This is a genomic window from Vibrio sp. JZG10 (genome assembly GCF_054064075.1).
In genome coordinates this window covers 1-14,993 of record NZ_JBSUGE010000012.1, presented here as the reverse complement: position 1 = coordinate 14,993, position 14,993 = coordinate 1, and the positions used below count along the sequence as shown (strand labels likewise).

The window sequence follows — 14,993 nt, the reverse complement described above, 5'->3', positions numbered from 1 at the left end:
AACTGGCACGCGTTGCGGAATCGCTCTTAAACGCTTTGTTATGTGAATTTACCAACATTTCCACCATATTTTCTTTTTAACTTCCTCACCATCAGACCCATCAGGATATACAACTACTTCTGCTTGTGGGTTAAAAAGGGCAAGTTCATGTTTAACAGCGAGTGATTGAACAAACTCATACACATAATCAGACTTGGGCCAAACTGAGCTTATGATTATATGGCCCGCAGATCTATCGAACTCACAACTCCATGGACAAAAATCAATGTCATCAACTTTGTCGTCCGGAATATCATCAATTTCAGGATGTTTGGCTGTTAAATCACGATAAAGGTCTTCTATTGCTGTATTTTTAGCAACATTACTGCAATTTCCTTGAAGTATCTCAGCGTAAATTTCACTAGCTTCCGAATTAGATACTCGTTTTTCAAGACTTAAAATAGCGATATCAAAACTCATAGTTTCCCTTATTCACATAACGCCCTGTTAAGGGGTGAGCAACGCAATACCGAAGTCGCCGCATGCCACCCTAAACACTAAAACCAACGCATAGTGAAAATGCCACGTGTTGCAAATCCCTCTTAAACAGTTTGTTAGCTGCGTTGTTGAATAAGATCTAAGAAATTAATATCAACATGCCCTTCTTCATCTCTAACTCGGACTCTTTCGTTGAAAAGAGCATCGTCAATATTTGAATTTTCGGCAAAGATTTCCAAAAACAACGGTTTTATCGTTCTGCTCTGAATTGCAACAGCTAGAGCTTCATGAGCAAGGTTAATAAAAAACTCAGTTTTGTCATCGTCATCACTTTCATCAAGAGACCCCAGCACTTACCAACCTTCAAAGATATCTCGTAACCTTGAGATATTTGAATTACCCACTTCAAAATCGGAGAGAATTATAAAGGGATTAGGAGAACAATTTGGATGACGCTCAAAATCCATGCCTTCTTTACTCCATACATTACAATGTAAATCATAGTGCCAAAAAGCTACCGATAATGTCATATGAGAAAAGGACTTTTGATGAGCGTAAAATTTCAGCTCATCCTTACGACTGGTAAGCAATGTCTTTAACGCACTCTTATAGTACTTGATCAATCTTTTTTTATTGGTGAAAAAGCGCCAAGCAAAAGGAACATGAGCCTTGAGTTCAAGTTCAGAACAGATATTGGTAGTAAGAACCACTGCACGCGCGATCAAATCAAATACTCCTTAATAGTTTTTATAGAGAAATTACCTCATAGTGTGAGCAGCTAACGCCTTGTTAAGGTGTGAGGCACGCAATACCTAAGCTTCTGCATACCACCTTAACCACTAAACCTGACGCACAGTAAAAATGCCACGCGTGCCGAATCACTCTTGAACAATTTGTTATGAGGTGCGCTCTCACTGATGTTCAAGTAGTCCCATTTTTTCAGCCGTAGCTAAAGCATTAAAAGGACTACTGATTTCACGAGACATGACTTCAACTTGCCGCTGGTCTAAATGCTTAATTTTTGAATCACTTGGCTTGTCAAAATGGATAAAGCCTTTTAAAACTCCATTTAAAGTAGTGATGTCTGCTTCATCTAATACAGCCTTGAGATTACTAGCCTCAGCTTGAGTGCACTCATAGTCTTTAAGAAAGTGAATGTATAAGAATACTTCTTTTTTATCGTCCAGGCGCAAGCTTTCAAACCATTCAGATTTGGGGAAATCTAATATCGTTTGTTTACCAATTTTGTCGCACTCTTTCCATTTGTCATCCCATACTTTCAAGTAACTCAGCTTATCAACTTGCGCTGAGCAGCCAAAGAGAAGCAGAGGTAATAGATAAGTTAGTCCTTTTTTCATCATAAATCTCTAAGCTAAATAGCGACGCCTCATAACGCTGCATTAAGGGGTGAATAACGCATTCCACCCAAACTAAACCATTGTGCCGTAAACACTTAAGCCAATTCAAACCAAAACTGCCAAGCGTTGTGAATCCCTCTTGAATGCTTTGTTAGTTGCCAAGCCTAAAGCTTTGATTTGAAGTTAATTGCCGCTTTGCCAACACTGTTTTTACGTACTTTGAAAAACTCAAATCAGGCGTAATTTCAAAGCGTTTGTCACTGAAACCACTTGGAACACGCAATACCGTATAAAACGAACTGACAACACCCAAAAAGGCCTTTTGGAGAAACAATGCTACAAAGCTGACTTTCAACAAGTAAATCAGCTTCTGAAATGGCAAACCAAACTAGGAAAAGATCGAAGCTCAATTCCCACGAGCCAAGATCCCGAAGTTCGAAGTGCAGAATCGAGTAAAGTACACGAACGATTAGACCTAAACACTCTGTTTTAGCTGCGAGTTTCTCGTTGGCAACTAACGCCGCATTAAGGTGTGAGCGACGCTTAGCTATACTTGAGCGAAGCGAAAGCGCCAAGCGTTGCGAATCACTCTTAAATGCTTTGTTAGCCGAGTTTTATACGACATAGCTCATTAATAGGCTTGCCTACAAAATACTCCCAAACGTGCTTGAATGCTGCATGTTGTGTTGGAAAAGGCGATAACTCTAACGCTTCTTCTAAGCTGCACCATTTAAAATCTGTGTGTTCGTGATTAAGAACGACCTCTTGATTCGCTCGGCACTTAACGACAAAGACTGGGATTACTTCAATAACGTTCGAGTAGGACTCATAAAACTGTTCTAAGAATTGACCATTGTACAGTTCTGCCACTTCAATCTGGGTTTCTTCCTGAAACTCTCGAACGATGGTTTGCCAAGGCAACTCGCCTTCTTCCATTGAACCTGCAACATGGCACCAAAAGCCACCTTTCACTCGCTTCATTAGAAGCATCTTTGTTTCACCATTAATTTCCGACAACGCCACACCGGAAACAATTGAATTATTTATTGGAATCATTTTTATACCTAGAAACTACGATAGTCGGCTAACGCCCAATTAAGGTGTGAAGCACGCAATGACCAAGCCGCCGCATGGCACTTCAACACCCAAAACCGCCGCATACCAAAAATGCCACGCGTGCTGAATCACTCTTAAATTGTTTGTTAGGCGACTCAGTACGTTTCAAACTTTATAACACCAATTTCTATTGCTTCTTCATTTACGAGTTTGAACCAAATGTTGTTGGTAATATCAGCAACAGTCATTTCTTCAGATAAATTCAACTTCTGTTTTTCCTCTTCAGTCAATTCCCTTGTCAACCAGAAGCTTTTCACGTAACTATTACTGCCATCATTTGTAAGATCTAAAACTCCTCCTAAAAGGCTTTCAGATTTATTTTTTGAAACACCTAAACAAAATTCACCAATGCAAGTAGGTAACTCTAGCTTGCTTGCGCTACATTTCAATCCTGGATTGTCCAAATGAATACTCATTCTGGTAATAATGGATTGGGCTCCCATTGGACCTGAACTAAAAACTGCATAAATACCATTATCAGAAACATAACAATAACCATTTTCATGGTCACCATATGGGATACTTTGAAGTTGAGATTTACCGAGTTTTTTAGACACGTCATCAATTGTAGATTGATATATTTCAATTCCAACATAATCAGATGGTAAATTTACAGCTGCAACTGACCATAATGGCAATAATAAAAAGAGGAATAATATTCTATACATGACTTCCCTCGCCTAACGCCGCATTAAGGGGTGAACAACACAGCCACCCAACCTAACCCATTGTGCCGTAAACACTAAAGCCGATTCAAACCCAAACTGCCAAGCGTTGTGAATCCCTCTTGAATGCTTTGTTAGTTGCCTAAGCTAAAGCTTTGATTTGAAGTGCATTACCGCTTTGCCAACACTTGCTTTACGTATTTTGGAAAACTCAAATCAGGCGCAGTTTCAAAGCGTTTGTCACTGAAACCACTTGGAACACGCAACGCCGTAGAAAACGAACTCACAACACCAAAAAGCGCTTTTGGAAAACCAATCTCACAATGCGGACTTTCAACAAAGCCACTGAAACCACATGAACTTACCACACCAGAGAAAACGCCATTTCAGCGAGTAAATCGGCTTTTGTACCAACAAACTCAACGAGCAGAGTTTCAGCAAAAAATTTCGACTCAGTTAACCCCAAAGTCACCGCACCAAAGAACAAATCAACCGTTGAAACGATGCCAATTTTGGATTTTACTACGCTAGTTAACACTAAAATTGAAAGCTAATACGACAACTTAAACTTTGAACTTTAACCACTAGATCTTGTGATATAGCTGCGTTTTTCCTCTTGCAAACTAACGCCGCATTAAGGTGTGAGCAACGCTACCACGAAACTAAACCTTACCACCGTAAACAAAAAAACCAACGATGGAATGAAAAATGCCATGCGTTGGGAATCACTCTTAAATGCTTTGTTAGCTTAATATAGACTCAGGAGTGCTTTTTACTTTCCAGGCTTTTTACTCTTGCCTTATACGCAAAATAAAAACCAACGAAGAAGAATGCATTCGTAGCCACGAGAGCCAATCCCGCAACCTCGGGTAAATTGTAGCCTGTTATCATTGAAAGAATATAGTACTGAGCACATGCAGCCATAACACACAAAGATAATGGACGAAGAAAAGTAGTACTCGGCGATAACTTTTCTTCAGAGAACATATACTGCATCAATAGCACATGCGAGAAATGAATTGTTGCCAATGACAATATCACTATTAGTATTAAAACTAGCATTACAAATCTTCCGGTTGAAGTAGACCTCTGCGAAGAAGCTCCTTCCGCGCATCTTTTGCATTTAAGTGTGTTTGATAAGCAATTACACTAACCATTACGACCAAGATTGCCGATGCTTTGCCTGCAACTTGTTTGGTCACTCCCAGTCTATTTGCAATCTGCGCAACTGGTGAGCTTGTAACTTGCTTTTTCAACTGAGTCGCAACCTCTTTGGAAGCACTTTTTACCCCTTGTTGCGCTGATGAAAGCAAAAATGCTGATATACCTGCTGCTGTGAGAGGGAGCGAGAAGTCTATGCCAAGACCTTTCAATATATTAGTCACATCCTTGTTGGTATCAAAAAATTCTCTGAGCTCCCGATCAGAAAGTGACCATGAGAACCAGTATGGATTTGCAACCACTTGAGAAACTAAACCATATAGTGAAGCTTTCAATTGGCCATCGTTCAAAGCCAATATTAGCTTCAAAACTTCGGACTGTTTGTTCTTAGGTAACTCTCTATAAAGTACAATTCCTGTAATAATTGTAATTGCATTAGGCTCCTGCCTCATACGAGCTTCGTACTTTTCCATACCAATCAAATACGTGTAGTACTTAACTGGATCTGCGGCAATTTTTGATTTGTGTACTCTCATAAACCCTCCAATATAGATTTTGATAATGCTTAATACAATTATTGGAACTTGAAGACAAATATGCTTACTACTTTTTTGTTTAGTTTCACACAACATTGCAATTTATAAATAGCATAATTGCCTGACTACCTTGTTCAAGAACTTAAATGTTAAGCTAACGCCCAATTAAGGTGTGAGGCACGCAATACCGATGCTACCGCATACCACCTTAAACACTAAAACCGACGCATAGTAAAAATGCCACGCGTGCCGAATCACTCTTAAATTGTTTGTTAGTACGCTGTTCCTAAACCTTTTGATTTGCACCAAGATATTGAAATATAGCACGAAACTATAGGCAAAAACGCTAAAGTCAAACAGACAACTGCAAAACTAGAACTCAACCTCAAAACACAAGTTGGCGATAAGAAAAACACACCAAACTGCCCTATTTCGGCGATTTTCAAATTAGCAAAGGATTCGGTCACCGAACTTTGACAACCACACCAACGTACTGAATTTAAGATTAAAAAACTAACCACACAAAAGAAGCCGCGCCAGAGAAATAGCCAAAAAGTTAGAAACCGTAAACGGTGAAGCCAAAGCGGAAACTCCGCATATAGTGCCACCGGAAAGAACATGAAAGGCGCGCCCGGTCAAGTGCAAAGCTAGGAAACGAAACCAATAAACGCTGAACTTTTAACCTTCGATGCCCATCCCGTACTAACGCCTTGTTAAGGGGTGAGCAACGCAATACCGATGCCGCCGCATGCCACCTTAAACACTAAAACCAACACATAGTAAAAATGCCACGCGTTGCGAATCACTCTTAAACAGTTTGTTATAGCGCTTTGCCGTTTACAAGTGACCAATGATGAGGCATTAATTCTCGTATAGTCTTGAAAACCAATGCATTCTCTGGAGTCGTAATTGCTGCTTTGACATCCCCACCCCAATGGACGAGGCGCTCTTGGCAAACTCCGCATGGTGACAAGATTAGAAATTCATCGTTCTCGCTCTCACGACACAGGCATAATGAGTGGGTCACTCGCTCATTGAGTTTGTGAGCCTCTAAATACGCTCCCACCTCCATGCATAGTGAAAGAGCATCGTTTTTAGTATCAGGAGCAATGCTTGTTAATATTTTTCCTGACTCTGTTCTAACAGCCGCAGCTCCACCCCAACCAGAAGGATATCGCATATTTACTAGTTCTATTGCTGCTTGATAGAGCTCTTTTTCGATATTATCCATGACCATCCATATTCAATTTTATCGTGCGCTATAACGCCCTGCTAAGGGGTGAGCAACGCAATACCGAAGCCGCCGCAAACCACCTTAATCACTAAATTCAACGCACAGTAAAAATGCCACGCGTTGCGAATCCCTCTTGAGCAGTTTGTTAGTTTGCAAACCCAAAGAGTTGATTTTACGTTATTTTAAACTTTGCAAACAGCAAGCATTATGTGCTTTGATGCACTTAAGTCAGGTGTAGTTTCAAAGCAGCTAGTCAATGAAACCACTTGGAACAAACAACGCCGCAGAAAACGAACTCACAACACCAAAAAGCGCTTTTGGAAAACCAATTTCACAATGCGGACTTTCAACAAAGCCACTGAAACCACATTGAACTTACCACACCAGAGAAAACGACATTTCAGCGAGTAGATCGGCTTTTGTACCAACAAACTCAACGAGCAGAGTTTCAGCAAAAAAGTTCGACTCAGGTAACCCAAAAGTCGCCGCACCAAAAAACAAATCAACCGTTGAAACGATGCCAATTCTGAATTTTCACCACGCTAGTTAACACCTAAATTGAACGCCGATACGACAATTTCAACTTTGAGCTTTTACCACTAGATCTTGCGATATAGCTGCGTTTTTCCTCTTGCAAACTAACGCCCTGCTAAGGGGCGAACAACGCAATACTGAAGCCGCCGCAAACCACCTTAATCACTAAAATCAACGCACAGTAAAAATGCCACGCGTTGTGAATCCCTCTTGAGCAGTTTGTTAGTTTGCAGACCCAAAAGTTTGATTTTACGTTATTTTAAACTTTGCGAACAACAAACTTTATGTGCTTTGATGCACTTAAGTCAGGCGTAGTCTCAAAGCGGCTAGTCAATGAAACCACTTGGAACAAACAACGCCGCAGAAAACGAACTCACAACACCAAAAAGCACTTTTGGAAAACCAATCTCACAATGCAGACTTTCAACAAAACAATTCGACTCAGTGAGCCCAAAAGTCGCCGCACCAAAGAACAAATCAACCGTTGAAACGATATCAATTGGGGATTTTGACCACGCTAATTAACACTGAAATTGAACGCCGATACGACAATTTAAACGTTGAGCTTTTACCGCTAGATCTTGCAATATAGCTGCGTTTTTCCTCTTGCAAACTAACGCCGCATTAAGGTGTGAGCGACGCTTGGCTATACTTGAGCGAAGCGAAACTGCCAAGCGTTGCGAATCACTCTTAAATGCTTTGTTAGCAATCTGATGCGTGATATCGAGTAAAGTGTGGTGATGCTCCACTTCGTGAACCTTGCGCTAAAGACTGATATCTATCTCGGTAGTATGAAGTCAATAAATCATCACCTAGCCACCCATCAAACTGAAAATGTAGCTTTTCTATTATCGGTGGATGCAAATCGAAATTTGCCAAAGTATTTTCACCCAAACTCCCAGGAACTTCTGGTTCGATCAAATATTGACTCACTTTATTCTCCCAAAGAAAGCTAACGCCCAATTAACGTGTGAGCAGCGCATACACTGAACTTAAACACTGCGCCGTAAACACTAAACTCAACCCGAAGTGAGAGCGCCAAGCGTTGCGAATCACTGTTGAATTGTTTGTTATGTTTTACCACAAGTTACTGACTTAATTGAGAAAGAACTGCCATTTCTAACTAGTTTTCTGAAGCAAACCACAAGGCAGAGACTAACTTGAGCACCAAAGGCGACCAACCTAAAACGAGTAATTCCACTTCCCTGCCCAATGAGGCAACCCGCCCGAGCAACAACAAGCGCCCTATCTTTCCCACCAAAGCGCAAGATAATGGATAATTGCCGAGGCAACTGCCAAGCCGAAATGCTGCTTGGTTATGAACCTGAAAGCGACTTTGAACCAGTTAAACCCGAAGCCAACCGCCACGACCTGACAATGAAGCAACCCACGAATATTGGTATGCTTTACGAGCTGAGAAATTCAAGAACTTAGACCGACAATGCGGATTTGCTGAGTCTACTAGGGACGAACAGCCAGAGGGACAAAGAACTAGAGCCTAAGACATTTAAGCCATTGAAATACAAGTAAACATAACGCCCTGTTAAGGTGTGAGCAACGCAATACCGATGCTCCCGTATAATACCTTAAACACCTGACGCAACGCATAGTAAAAATGCCACGCGTTGCGAATCACTCTTAAACAGTTTGTTAGCTTTATTTTAGAGAAGGTCTCTTGAAAAATTGACCACATTATCTCCAAATACACTTATAGCATCGTTTCGTAGTGATTTAATGAGCAACCTCAGTTCAATCAGATCGTTACCGTAGTCTGATATTTCATCCTCATCGTCAGAGTTCTCACAAACATGTGCCCATTGCTTTTCCAATGACTCCAAACCTTCTAGGACTAATTTCATATCCGAAGATGCTAAATCTAAAGTTATCCGTCTCAAACTACTTTACCCTCTTTTTTAAACACCCTTGTTGCTTTCAAAGCCATCTCTTCCAGTAACCCCTTATACTTATCTAAAGGCATATTTGTGACAGGTGCGATACCGTAATGATGTGGCTTATCGTTTACAAGCTTTAGCCCCTGAGGAGGGCGCGTGTTGGGTGGAAACCTCCAAACCCAACCCGTCATATTAGATTGGTTAATCCCAGTCTTGTCAAACACACTGCTCCCCTTTCCATTAGCAATAATTACCGTTATACCGTTTAACTGCATCGTGTCCACATCCCTAGCTCTCACATGCGATAGCTTGGGAGTTTCCTTATTACCAATCCTAAATAGTTCTTCGGGTAAGATGTAAAAATCTTTCGGAAACATAATTAACTCCAGATGAAACAAAACCTGAACATTAATTACGAACTAACAAGTGACCTAATTGTCGATATTAAATATACGATGGAGTTAAAACTCGTGTGTAATAGCCATGAAAGCTAACGCCCTGTTAAGGTGTGAGCAACGCAATACCGAAGCTACCGCATACCACCTTAAACACTAAACGCAACGCATAGCAAAAATGCCAAGCGTTGCGAATCACTCTTAAACAGATTGTTATATGTCTAAGCTCCCACTAGACCAATACTACCAATGTGCTTATCGATTTTGGCTCCACTTTCAATAAGAATACGGTAACCACTATCATAGAACGGAGGCGGGAATAGAGAATGGGTTCCAACCATTTTGCCGTCGCCCAACCAATCAAGAGCGTCGGACAACTTAACCCTAACAATCCCTCTAATTTGTTTAGAGTAATCATTTGGACGCTCGTTGTTGACACCTTTACATCTGAAAAGCAAACCGTGCTGTGCGTGCGGACGTAAGAAAACAGATGGTGCAGCCATACGTAAATCAACCATCTCAGTGTTAGGACCGTGGAAATAACCCGGCTTAAATTTATCTCGCCTCTGAATATCCACACCGACTAACACAACATAAGCATATTTATCTTCTTCTGAGGGTATACGCCTCTCAAAATGCAGATATTGCCCACACTCACCAGCACCTTTAGCTCGATGGTACGCAAACCATAACGCTATCCAAAAATTATCTACAAGATCAACCCATGTAGTATGAACGCCGTAATGTTGAATCAATGGCTCATGAGCATACTCTCCAAAGCCTTGGAAAATGTGACACTTATCATTAAATTCCTTGAGAGCATTACGAACAGAAACGATCCGATTCTCTTTTGATTTTGATTGATGGACATTTCTAAATATTGTTGGAGATAGAGAACCGTAAATTTTCCTTTCTCCTCTGAAGTAAATGCCTTCACTTTTGTCAGTTAAAGCATGACTAAACTTCAAATATCCAGCAACCTTTACTAATGCATGAGGGTCATTCACATGAATAACTTCTCTATTGCTACCTTTTTCAATTACCCTTTCGGTATCGGGAATCGTTAATTTACTTGAGGCATAATACTCCAATATTTTTGATTAACTACAATGACATATAACGCCCTGCTAAGGGGTGAGCAACGCAACACCGATGCTTCCGCACACCATCTTAATCACTAAAGCCAATGCATAGTAAAAATGCCACGCGTTGCGAATCCCTCTTAAGCAGTTTGTTAGCCATTACTACTTTCAGCTTGCGCAATACCCCGTGCGACCTTACTAGGCAGCACGTATAAGATTTCAGCTAAAGCCATAGAAAAATCCAATACCCTTTGTGCATCGATTGTTGTAGGTAGGGAAGCGTTTTGATCTGCGTGCCGTTGATCATTAGCGTCAAGACGTACGTCATGTGCCCAAGTTGCCATGTCTTCTGTAATTATGTGCTGTTCAGCAGCAGTATTAATTCGGGTATATAGACTACCGTTAGTGAGACCTTTACTTTTTAACATCGCATCTACAGCGCTTGCAGAAAGCATTACTGCACCCGCTGGCGCATGTAGACTCTCGGATGCCTGCTGTAAATATGCTTTCGCAGTTTCGGGGATATCGTCGGAAATTGAGCGCATTTTAGGAAAACTATCCCTAACAGTGTGACTCCCACGCGTAGCCCAAGCAGTTACAACACCACCACAACTTTAGCATATATATGTCCCCCAAGTACGGGCGTTTCGATTCGCTTGATCTGTCGTTTCAAAAATTTCTCTTAACTTTAGTAAAGGCGATGCAACCGAGCAATGCGGACAACGACTTAATGTAAGGTTTCCTGTTAACTCCATTAGGGTTCTCCAATATTAACTATTTGTACTGTATGGCTAACGCCCTGTTAAGGGGTGAGCAACGCAATACCTAAGCCGCAGCATAACACCTTAAACACTTAAACCAACGCATAGTGAAAATGCCACGCGTTGCGAATCCCTCTTAAACAGTTTGTTAGGCAGACTTATGGCGTAGCCTATTTAGCCTGGATAGGAAAATAAGTGCCCCCCATATACTGTATAAAGTAATTAAAATACCAACTTGAATTAACGTATATCCATGTGCAGCTACTTTTACACCAGAGAAATACTGCAGAGGGGCTTGAATTCCAAGCCAAGCTACCCACGTGCCCATTACCGCTAAAATAGCTGTAAAAACTAAGGAACCAATTAGCTGAAAAGCATTTTGTGTTTGGTGAGACTCCCTATCTTTGTATGTTTTACTAAAAGGAAATTTATAATATTTCATTAGATATACTAGCGAACATGTTATAGGTAGTATCACAACATCAAGTATTGTTATAGGCACCCCAGTGTAAATCCTAATCCCTTCTGATACGAGGATGACTAAAACTATAATAATGATCGTTTTTATTTTCGCCCAACCCATAAATCTGACCTATAAGTTAAAGGTAACATTGCATGCCTAACGCCGCATTAAGGTGTGAACAACGCTTACACCTTACCTAAGCCATTGTGCCGTAAACACAAAGCTAAAGTGAAGTGAAAGCGCCAAGCGTTGTGAATCACTCTTAAATTTATTGTTATGCTCGTACTCAAAGAAATTGAAGGACTAAACAAGCAATAAACGCTGGCAGACCGGCTATGAAGAAAACTAATCCTGTCTGGTAGTTCATTTGATAGTGCTCGCGTTCGTCTTTTTCGAAATCATGCCCTTCTACCATTTTGTAGACTTTGTCTGTTCTAGGGTCATCTAACCGAGTCGTCTTACTATAGACTCCACCTTCCCACATTAGCTTCGCCAAAACCCATATGACGATGACAACAAAGAAAAGAAAGTCGACCAACTGAGTAGTAGCAAAGAATGGAACAAACTGGGCTAGAGCGATAACAACAAGAGCCGCTGAGAGGTTAATTAGAACCACTTTCTTGAATAAATCGCGCAAAATTACCTCCTAGAGCATAACGCCCTGTTAAGGGGTGAGCAACATAGTACCGAAGCCACCGCACACCACCTTAAACACTAAAGTCAACGCATAGCAAAAATGCCACGCGTTGCGAATCCCTCTTGAACAGTTTGTTAGTTGCCAGACCCAAGGCTTTGATTTGAAGTTTATGAGCACTTTGCCAACACGACCTTTACGTATTTTGTAAAACTCAAATCAGGCGCAGTTTCAAAGCGCCTGTTACTGAAACCACTTGGAACATACAACGCCGCAGAAAACGGGCTAACAACACCAAAAAACTTCTTTGGACAGACAATGTTACACAGCTAACTTTCAACATATAAATCGGTTTCTGAAATAGAAAATCCAACCACAAAAGAAACCAACGTTCGGTTTTCACAAACTCAAACAACTAGAAGTTGAAATACGAAAACCGAGCCAAAAAGCACTGGACCTTAGCCCTAAACATTTTGTTTTAGCTCCGTTTTTCTCGTTGGCAACTAACGCCTTGCTAAGGTGTGAGTAACGCAATACAAAAGCTACCGCACGGTGCCTTAATCACCATAAGCCACCGCATAGTAAGAATGCCACGCGTTACGAATCACTCTTAAGCAATTTGTTAGTACATACGCTACTTCTATTTATGCACTCCAAGATATTGAAAAGTAGCATGATATGAAAGGTTTTGAACACTGAAGTGAGACGGGCAGCCACAAAACTTTACCCCGAATGAAAGACGAAAGTTGGCTAGAAGAAAAACGCACTGAACTGCCCTACTTTCACTTGCTTCAAATTAAAAAAGGATTCGATCCTCGCACTTCGACGGCAACACCAAAGAAAGGCAATTCTGACTCAGTAAAAACTACGAAAGAGAAGAAGCGCTAAAGAAATAGGCTAAGAGTTAGAAACCGTAAACGTTGAAATCAAAGCAAACACTCCGCATATAGTGCCACCGGAAAGAACGTGAAAGGTACAAACTGAAAAGTGTAAAGACGAACGCCAAAACAGATAAACACCAAAACTTATGACCTTTGATGCTAAACCCGTACTAACGCCGCATTAAGGTGTGAGCAGCGCTACAACGAAACTCAACCAAACCACCGTAAACACAAAACCCAACGATGGAATGAACAATGCCAAGCCTTGGGAATCACTCTTAAATGCTTTGTTACATGCGCACCAACGATGCCCCTATGGCTCACCTCCAACACCAACATATAGACTAATCATTTCATGTAACACCGAATTTTTACTATATTCCCGTGTTCCAGATACCTCTATACTCGAGAATTTTGAATCAACCACAAGTTCAAGTTTTTCACTATCATAGAACCATATTGAAAAAAAGTCTGGGCTAACTGTTAATTGATGTTTATCTTTAATACCATCTAGTATTAAACCAACTCGTGACTTTAGCTTATCTAAATTTAACTTTTCTGATTGATAATTAACCACATAGTTATTCATTAGACAATATTTATTTTCAAATATTAACTGGTCTCCATCACTAAAAGTGTAATAGTGCCTTATTACTTTCTCATCACTATCTGTATCAATCCCTTCATAGACATAAAATGCAGAAGAGCCTTTGATCAATGGCATGAAAGAGATTTCATCACTGGCACTTGAATAAAATGGACTTAAAGCCAAGCAAAAGATCAGTATGCAACTGGACACCCTCATCAATCAAACCTCGTAATTTTTTTTGCATTAGGGACAACTTCTATATGCCAACATTTATTTGACTTTCCTGTTTCATCAATGAACTTATTGATATATCCGTCTTCTGTTAATGCTTTCAAAACAGCAGTAAACTTTTTAACAGAAAAAAACTCACTATTAGCTGCTCTTGTAGAATTAACACCAATATCAATAACATTGTATTTCTTATAGTCCTCAACAGTTGTACAATGCTTTGAAACCTTTTTACCATCTCTAGCTAATAGTTCTATTTTTTCTTTCATTAATCTTATAACTTCATGTTTATCTTTTTTTGAATTACTACTATAAACATCAAGAACATCATCGCCATTTTTACCATACAGCTGTTTTTGTTTTTTCAAATCAATTCTAGCGTTTCTATACATTATTGACGCTTGCTCTTCAGGAAATCTTAATGTACTAGTTATTACCGCACACTTCATTCCAGCTTGTGCTAACGCCAACCTAATAACATTAATAGAATAACTACTTACTAATCTTTTATCGCTAGAGAGTGATGATTTATAGCTAACAGAATAGTCTGTAGTTGACAACTTGTTCCTTGACCCTATTTCAACATTTTTATTGCGTACAATTAATGAACTACTAAGTTTTTCCTTTTCTTTTTTAGGCACATACATTAATTACTCGCGAAAAGTTCTTCCATTCGGATCAACTCTACCATCAGGCTTCCAACCTGGCATTATAGTTCTTTGATAAGAAAATATTGCTCCGATTGTCTTTGAACCACACAAACCATCGGTTATTAGCGTTCCTGCCTTAGCTTGACTGTTTAGCAAAATCTGAACAATTTTTACATCTTTTTTCTTATTAACTCCACCAGCACCAACTGAACTCTCGATAGCTACCATCAACAAATACCCATAAACTTAAAATAGTAACATTCTATACCCGTGATCATTGAAGATGCTTGATTTTCGATAGAATCAGGATCATGCTACGAACCATGAAAATTACACT

Annotated in this window: 21 protein-coding genes; 2 read left to right on the top strand and 19 right to left on the bottom strand. The window is 40.2% G+C overall.

Going from position 1 to position 14,993, the window contains the following annotated elements:
• Nucleotides 1-48 precede the first annotated feature (48 nt).
• From ACWYVB_RS13965 to ACWYVB_RS13915, 11 genes are all read right to left on the bottom strand, one after another.
• Entirely contained in the window at nucleotides 49-459 is a 411-nt protein-coding gene (locus ACWYVB_RS13965; protein WP_074191368.1) for a hypothetical protein, read from the bottom strand.
• A 134-nt stretch (nucleotides 460-593) separates the two neighbouring features.
• On the bottom strand, nucleotides 594-830 hold the full coding sequence (locus ACWYVB_RS13960) for a hypothetical protein (RefSeq protein ID WP_457529214.1): 237 nt from the start codon (nucleotides 828-830) through the stop codon (nucleotides 594-596).
• Nucleotides 831-1,202, bottom strand: a complete 372-nt coding sequence (locus ACWYVB_RS13955; protein WP_457529212.1) for a hypothetical protein — start codon at nucleotides 1,200-1,202, stop codon at nucleotides 831-833.
• Between the two features lie 186 nt (nucleotides 1,203-1,388).
• Nucleotides 1,389-1,838 (bottom strand): hypothetical protein, encoded by a 450-nt coding sequence (locus ACWYVB_RS13950; protein WP_258506769.1) that lies wholly within the window; start codon nucleotides 1,836-1,838, stop codon nucleotides 1,389-1,391.
• Nucleotides 1,839-2,438: 600 nt separating this feature from the next.
• Nucleotides 2,439-2,891, bottom strand: a complete 453-nt coding sequence (locus ACWYVB_RS13945; protein WP_256955182.1) for an NUDIX hydrolase — start codon at nucleotides 2,889-2,891, stop codon at nucleotides 2,439-2,441.
• A gap of 155 nt (nucleotides 2,892-3,046) precedes the next feature.
• Nucleotides 3,047-3,619, bottom strand: a complete 573-nt coding sequence (locus tag ACWYVB_RS13940; RefSeq protein ID WP_268980050.1) for a hypothetical protein — start codon at nucleotides 3,617-3,619, stop codon at nucleotides 3,047-3,049.
• 167 nt (nucleotides 3,620-3,786) lie between these two features.
• On the bottom strand, nucleotides 3,787-3,984 hold the full coding sequence (locus ACWYVB_RS13935) for a hypothetical protein (RefSeq protein ID WP_395197078.1): 198 nt from the start codon (nucleotides 3,982-3,984) through the stop codon (nucleotides 3,787-3,789).
• Nucleotides 3,978-4,154 (bottom strand): hypothetical protein, encoded by a 177-nt coding sequence (locus ACWYVB_RS13930; protein ID WP_268980054.1) that lies wholly within the window; start codon nucleotides 4,152-4,154, stop codon nucleotides 3,978-3,980. The genes ACWYVB_RS13935 and ACWYVB_RS13930 overlap by 7 nt, the downstream gene beginning before the upstream one ends.
• A 523-nt stretch (nucleotides 4,155-4,677) precedes the next feature.
• Entirely contained in the window at nucleotides 4,678-5,313 is a 636-nt protein-coding gene (locus ACWYVB_RS13925) for a hypothetical protein (protein ID WP_074191359.1), read from the bottom strand.
• Between the two features lie 820 nt (nucleotides 5,314-6,133).
• Nucleotides 6,134-6,544 (bottom strand): cytidine deaminase, encoded by a 411-nt coding sequence (locus ACWYVB_RS13920; protein ID WP_069505786.1) that lies wholly within the window; start codon nucleotides 6,542-6,544, stop codon nucleotides 6,134-6,136.
• Between the two features lie 1,239 nt (nucleotides 6,545-7,783).
• Nucleotides 7,784-8,014 (bottom strand): hypothetical protein, encoded by a 231-nt coding sequence (locus tag ACWYVB_RS13915; RefSeq protein ID WP_256955180.1) that lies wholly within the window; start codon nucleotides 8,012-8,014, stop codon nucleotides 7,784-7,786.
• A 339-nt stretch (nucleotides 8,015-8,353) separates the two neighbouring features.
• On the opposite strand from ACWYVB_RS13915, the gene ACWYVB_RS13910 reads away from it, so the two are divergent.
• Entirely contained in the window at nucleotides 8,354-8,515 is a 162-nt protein-coding gene (locus ACWYVB_RS13910) for a hypothetical protein (RefSeq protein WP_182035368.1), read from the top strand.
• Nucleotides 8,516-8,972: 457 nt separating this feature from the next.
• Here ACWYVB_RS13910 and ACWYVB_RS13905 read toward each other — a convergent pair whose 3' ends face one another.
• The 5 genes from ACWYVB_RS13905 to ACWYVB_RS13885 all read right to left on the bottom strand — a co-directional run bounded on the left by ACWYVB_RS13905 (nucleotide 8,973) and on the right by ACWYVB_RS13885 (nucleotide 12,311).
• Complete coding sequence (locus tag ACWYVB_RS13905) at nucleotides 8,973-9,350, bottom strand: Tse2 family ADP-ribosyltransferase toxin (RefSeq protein WP_140279730.1); 378 nt, start codon at nucleotides 9,348-9,350, stop codon at nucleotides 8,973-8,975.
• A gap of 239 nt (nucleotides 9,351-9,589) precedes the next feature.
• Nucleotides 9,590-10,459 (bottom strand): FRG domain-containing protein, encoded by an 870-nt coding sequence (locus tag ACWYVB_RS13900; RefSeq protein WP_268980045.1) that lies wholly within the window; start codon nucleotides 10,457-10,459, stop codon nucleotides 9,590-9,592.
• 143 nt (nucleotides 10,460-10,602) lie between these two features.
• A complete protein-coding gene (locus tag ACWYVB_RS13895) occupies nucleotides 10,603-10,995 on the bottom strand; it encodes a DUF4145 domain-containing protein (RefSeq protein WP_226977465.1) in 393 nt (130 codons plus the stop codon).
• A 364-nt stretch (nucleotides 10,996-11,359) separates the two neighbouring features.
• Nucleotides 11,360-11,653: a hypothetical protein gene (locus tag ACWYVB_RS13890; protein ID WP_124009144.1), complete on the bottom strand. Its 294-nt coding sequence runs from the start codon at nucleotides 11,651-11,653 to the stop codon at nucleotides 11,360-11,362.
• Between the two features lie 307 nt (nucleotides 11,654-11,960).
• Nucleotides 11,961-12,311: a hypothetical protein gene (locus tag ACWYVB_RS13885; RefSeq protein WP_268980044.1), complete on the bottom strand. Its 351-nt coding sequence runs from the start codon at nucleotides 12,309-12,311 to the stop codon at nucleotides 11,961-11,963.
• A gap of 729 nt (nucleotides 12,312-13,040) precedes the next feature.
• On the opposite strand from ACWYVB_RS13885, the gene ACWYVB_RS13880 reads away from it, so the two are divergent.
• The gene (locus ACWYVB_RS13880) at nucleotides 13,041-13,196 is read left to right on the top strand and encodes a hypothetical protein (protein WP_258659112.1); all 156 of its coding nucleotides are present in this window, start codon (nucleotides 13,041-13,043) and stop codon (nucleotides 13,194-13,196) included.
• Between the two features lie 306 nt (nucleotides 13,197-13,502).
• On the opposite strand, the gene ACWYVB_RS13875 is transcribed toward ACWYVB_RS13880, so the two are convergent.
• Genes ACWYVB_RS13875 through ACWYVB_RS13865 form a run of 3 tightly spaced genes read right to left on the bottom strand, consistent with a single transcriptional unit; the run spans nucleotide 13,503 to nucleotide 14,884 of the window.
• The gene (locus ACWYVB_RS13875; RefSeq protein WP_242657439.1) at nucleotides 13,503-13,961 is read right to left on the bottom strand and encodes a hypothetical protein; all 459 of its coding nucleotides are present in this window, start codon (nucleotides 13,959-13,961) and stop codon (nucleotides 13,503-13,505) included.
• A 32-nt stretch (nucleotides 13,962-13,993) separates the two neighbouring features.
• Entirely contained in the window at nucleotides 13,994-14,653 is a 660-nt protein-coding gene (locus ACWYVB_RS13870) for a hypothetical protein (RefSeq protein ID WP_457529205.1), read from the bottom strand.
• Between the two features lie 3 nt (nucleotides 14,654-14,656).
• Nucleotides 14,657-14,884: a peptidoglycan-binding domain-containing protein gene (locus ACWYVB_RS13865; RefSeq protein WP_457529203.1), complete on the bottom strand. Its 228-nt coding sequence runs from the start codon at nucleotides 14,882-14,884 to the stop codon at nucleotides 14,657-14,659.
• Nucleotides 14,885-14,993: the final 109 nt, after the last annotated feature.

Coding starts and splice junctions, on each gene's coding strand:
- ACWYVB_RS13965 (WP_074191368.1), bottom strand. CDS start 459: ATGAGTTTTGATATCGCTATTTTAAGTCTTGAAAAACGAGTATCTAAT.
- ACWYVB_RS13950 (WP_258506769.1), bottom strand. CDS start 1,838: ATGATGAAAAAAGGACTAACTTATCTATTACCTCTGCTTCTCTTTGGC.
- ACWYVB_RS13945 (WP_256955182.1), bottom strand. CDS start 2,891: ATGATTCCAATAAATAATTCAATTGTTTCCGGTGTGGCGTTGTCGGAA.
- ACWYVB_RS13940 (WP_268980050.1), bottom strand. CDS start 3,619: ATGTATAGAATATTATTCCTCTTTTTATTATTGCCATTATGGTCAGTT.
- ACWYVB_RS13925 (WP_074191359.1), bottom strand. CDS start 5,313: ATGAGAGTACACAAATCAAAAATTGCCGCAGATCCAGTTAAGTACTAC.
- ACWYVB_RS13920 (WP_069505786.1), bottom strand. CDS start 6,544: ATGGATAATATCGAAAAAGAGCTCTATCAAGCAGCAATAGAACTAGTA.
- ACWYVB_RS13910 (WP_182035368.1), top strand. CDS start 8,354: ATGGATAATTGCCGAGGCAACTGCCAAGCCGAAATGCTGCTTGGTTAT.
- ACWYVB_RS13905 (WP_140279730.1), bottom strand. CDS start 9,350: ATGTTTCCGAAAGATTTTTACATCTTACCCGAAGAACTATTTAGGATT.
- ACWYVB_RS13895 (WP_226977465.1), bottom strand. CDS start 10,995: ATGCGCTCAATTTCCGACGATATCCCCGAAACTGCGAAAGCATATTTA.
- ACWYVB_RS13890 (WP_124009144.1), bottom strand. CDS start 11,653: ATGAAATATTATAAATTTCCTTTTAGTAAAACATACAAAGATAGGGAG.
- ACWYVB_RS13880 (WP_258659112.1), top strand. CDS start 13,041: ATGAAAGACGAAAGTTGGCTAGAAGAAAAACGCACTGAACTGCCCTAC.
- ACWYVB_RS13870 (WP_457529205.1), bottom strand. CDS start 14,653: ATGTATGTGCCTAAAAAAGAAAAGGAAAAACTTAGTAGTTCATTAATT.
- ACWYVB_RS13865 (WP_457529203.1), bottom strand. CDS start 14,884: ATGGTAGCTATCGAGAGTTCAGTTGGTGCTGGTGGAGTTAATAAGAAA.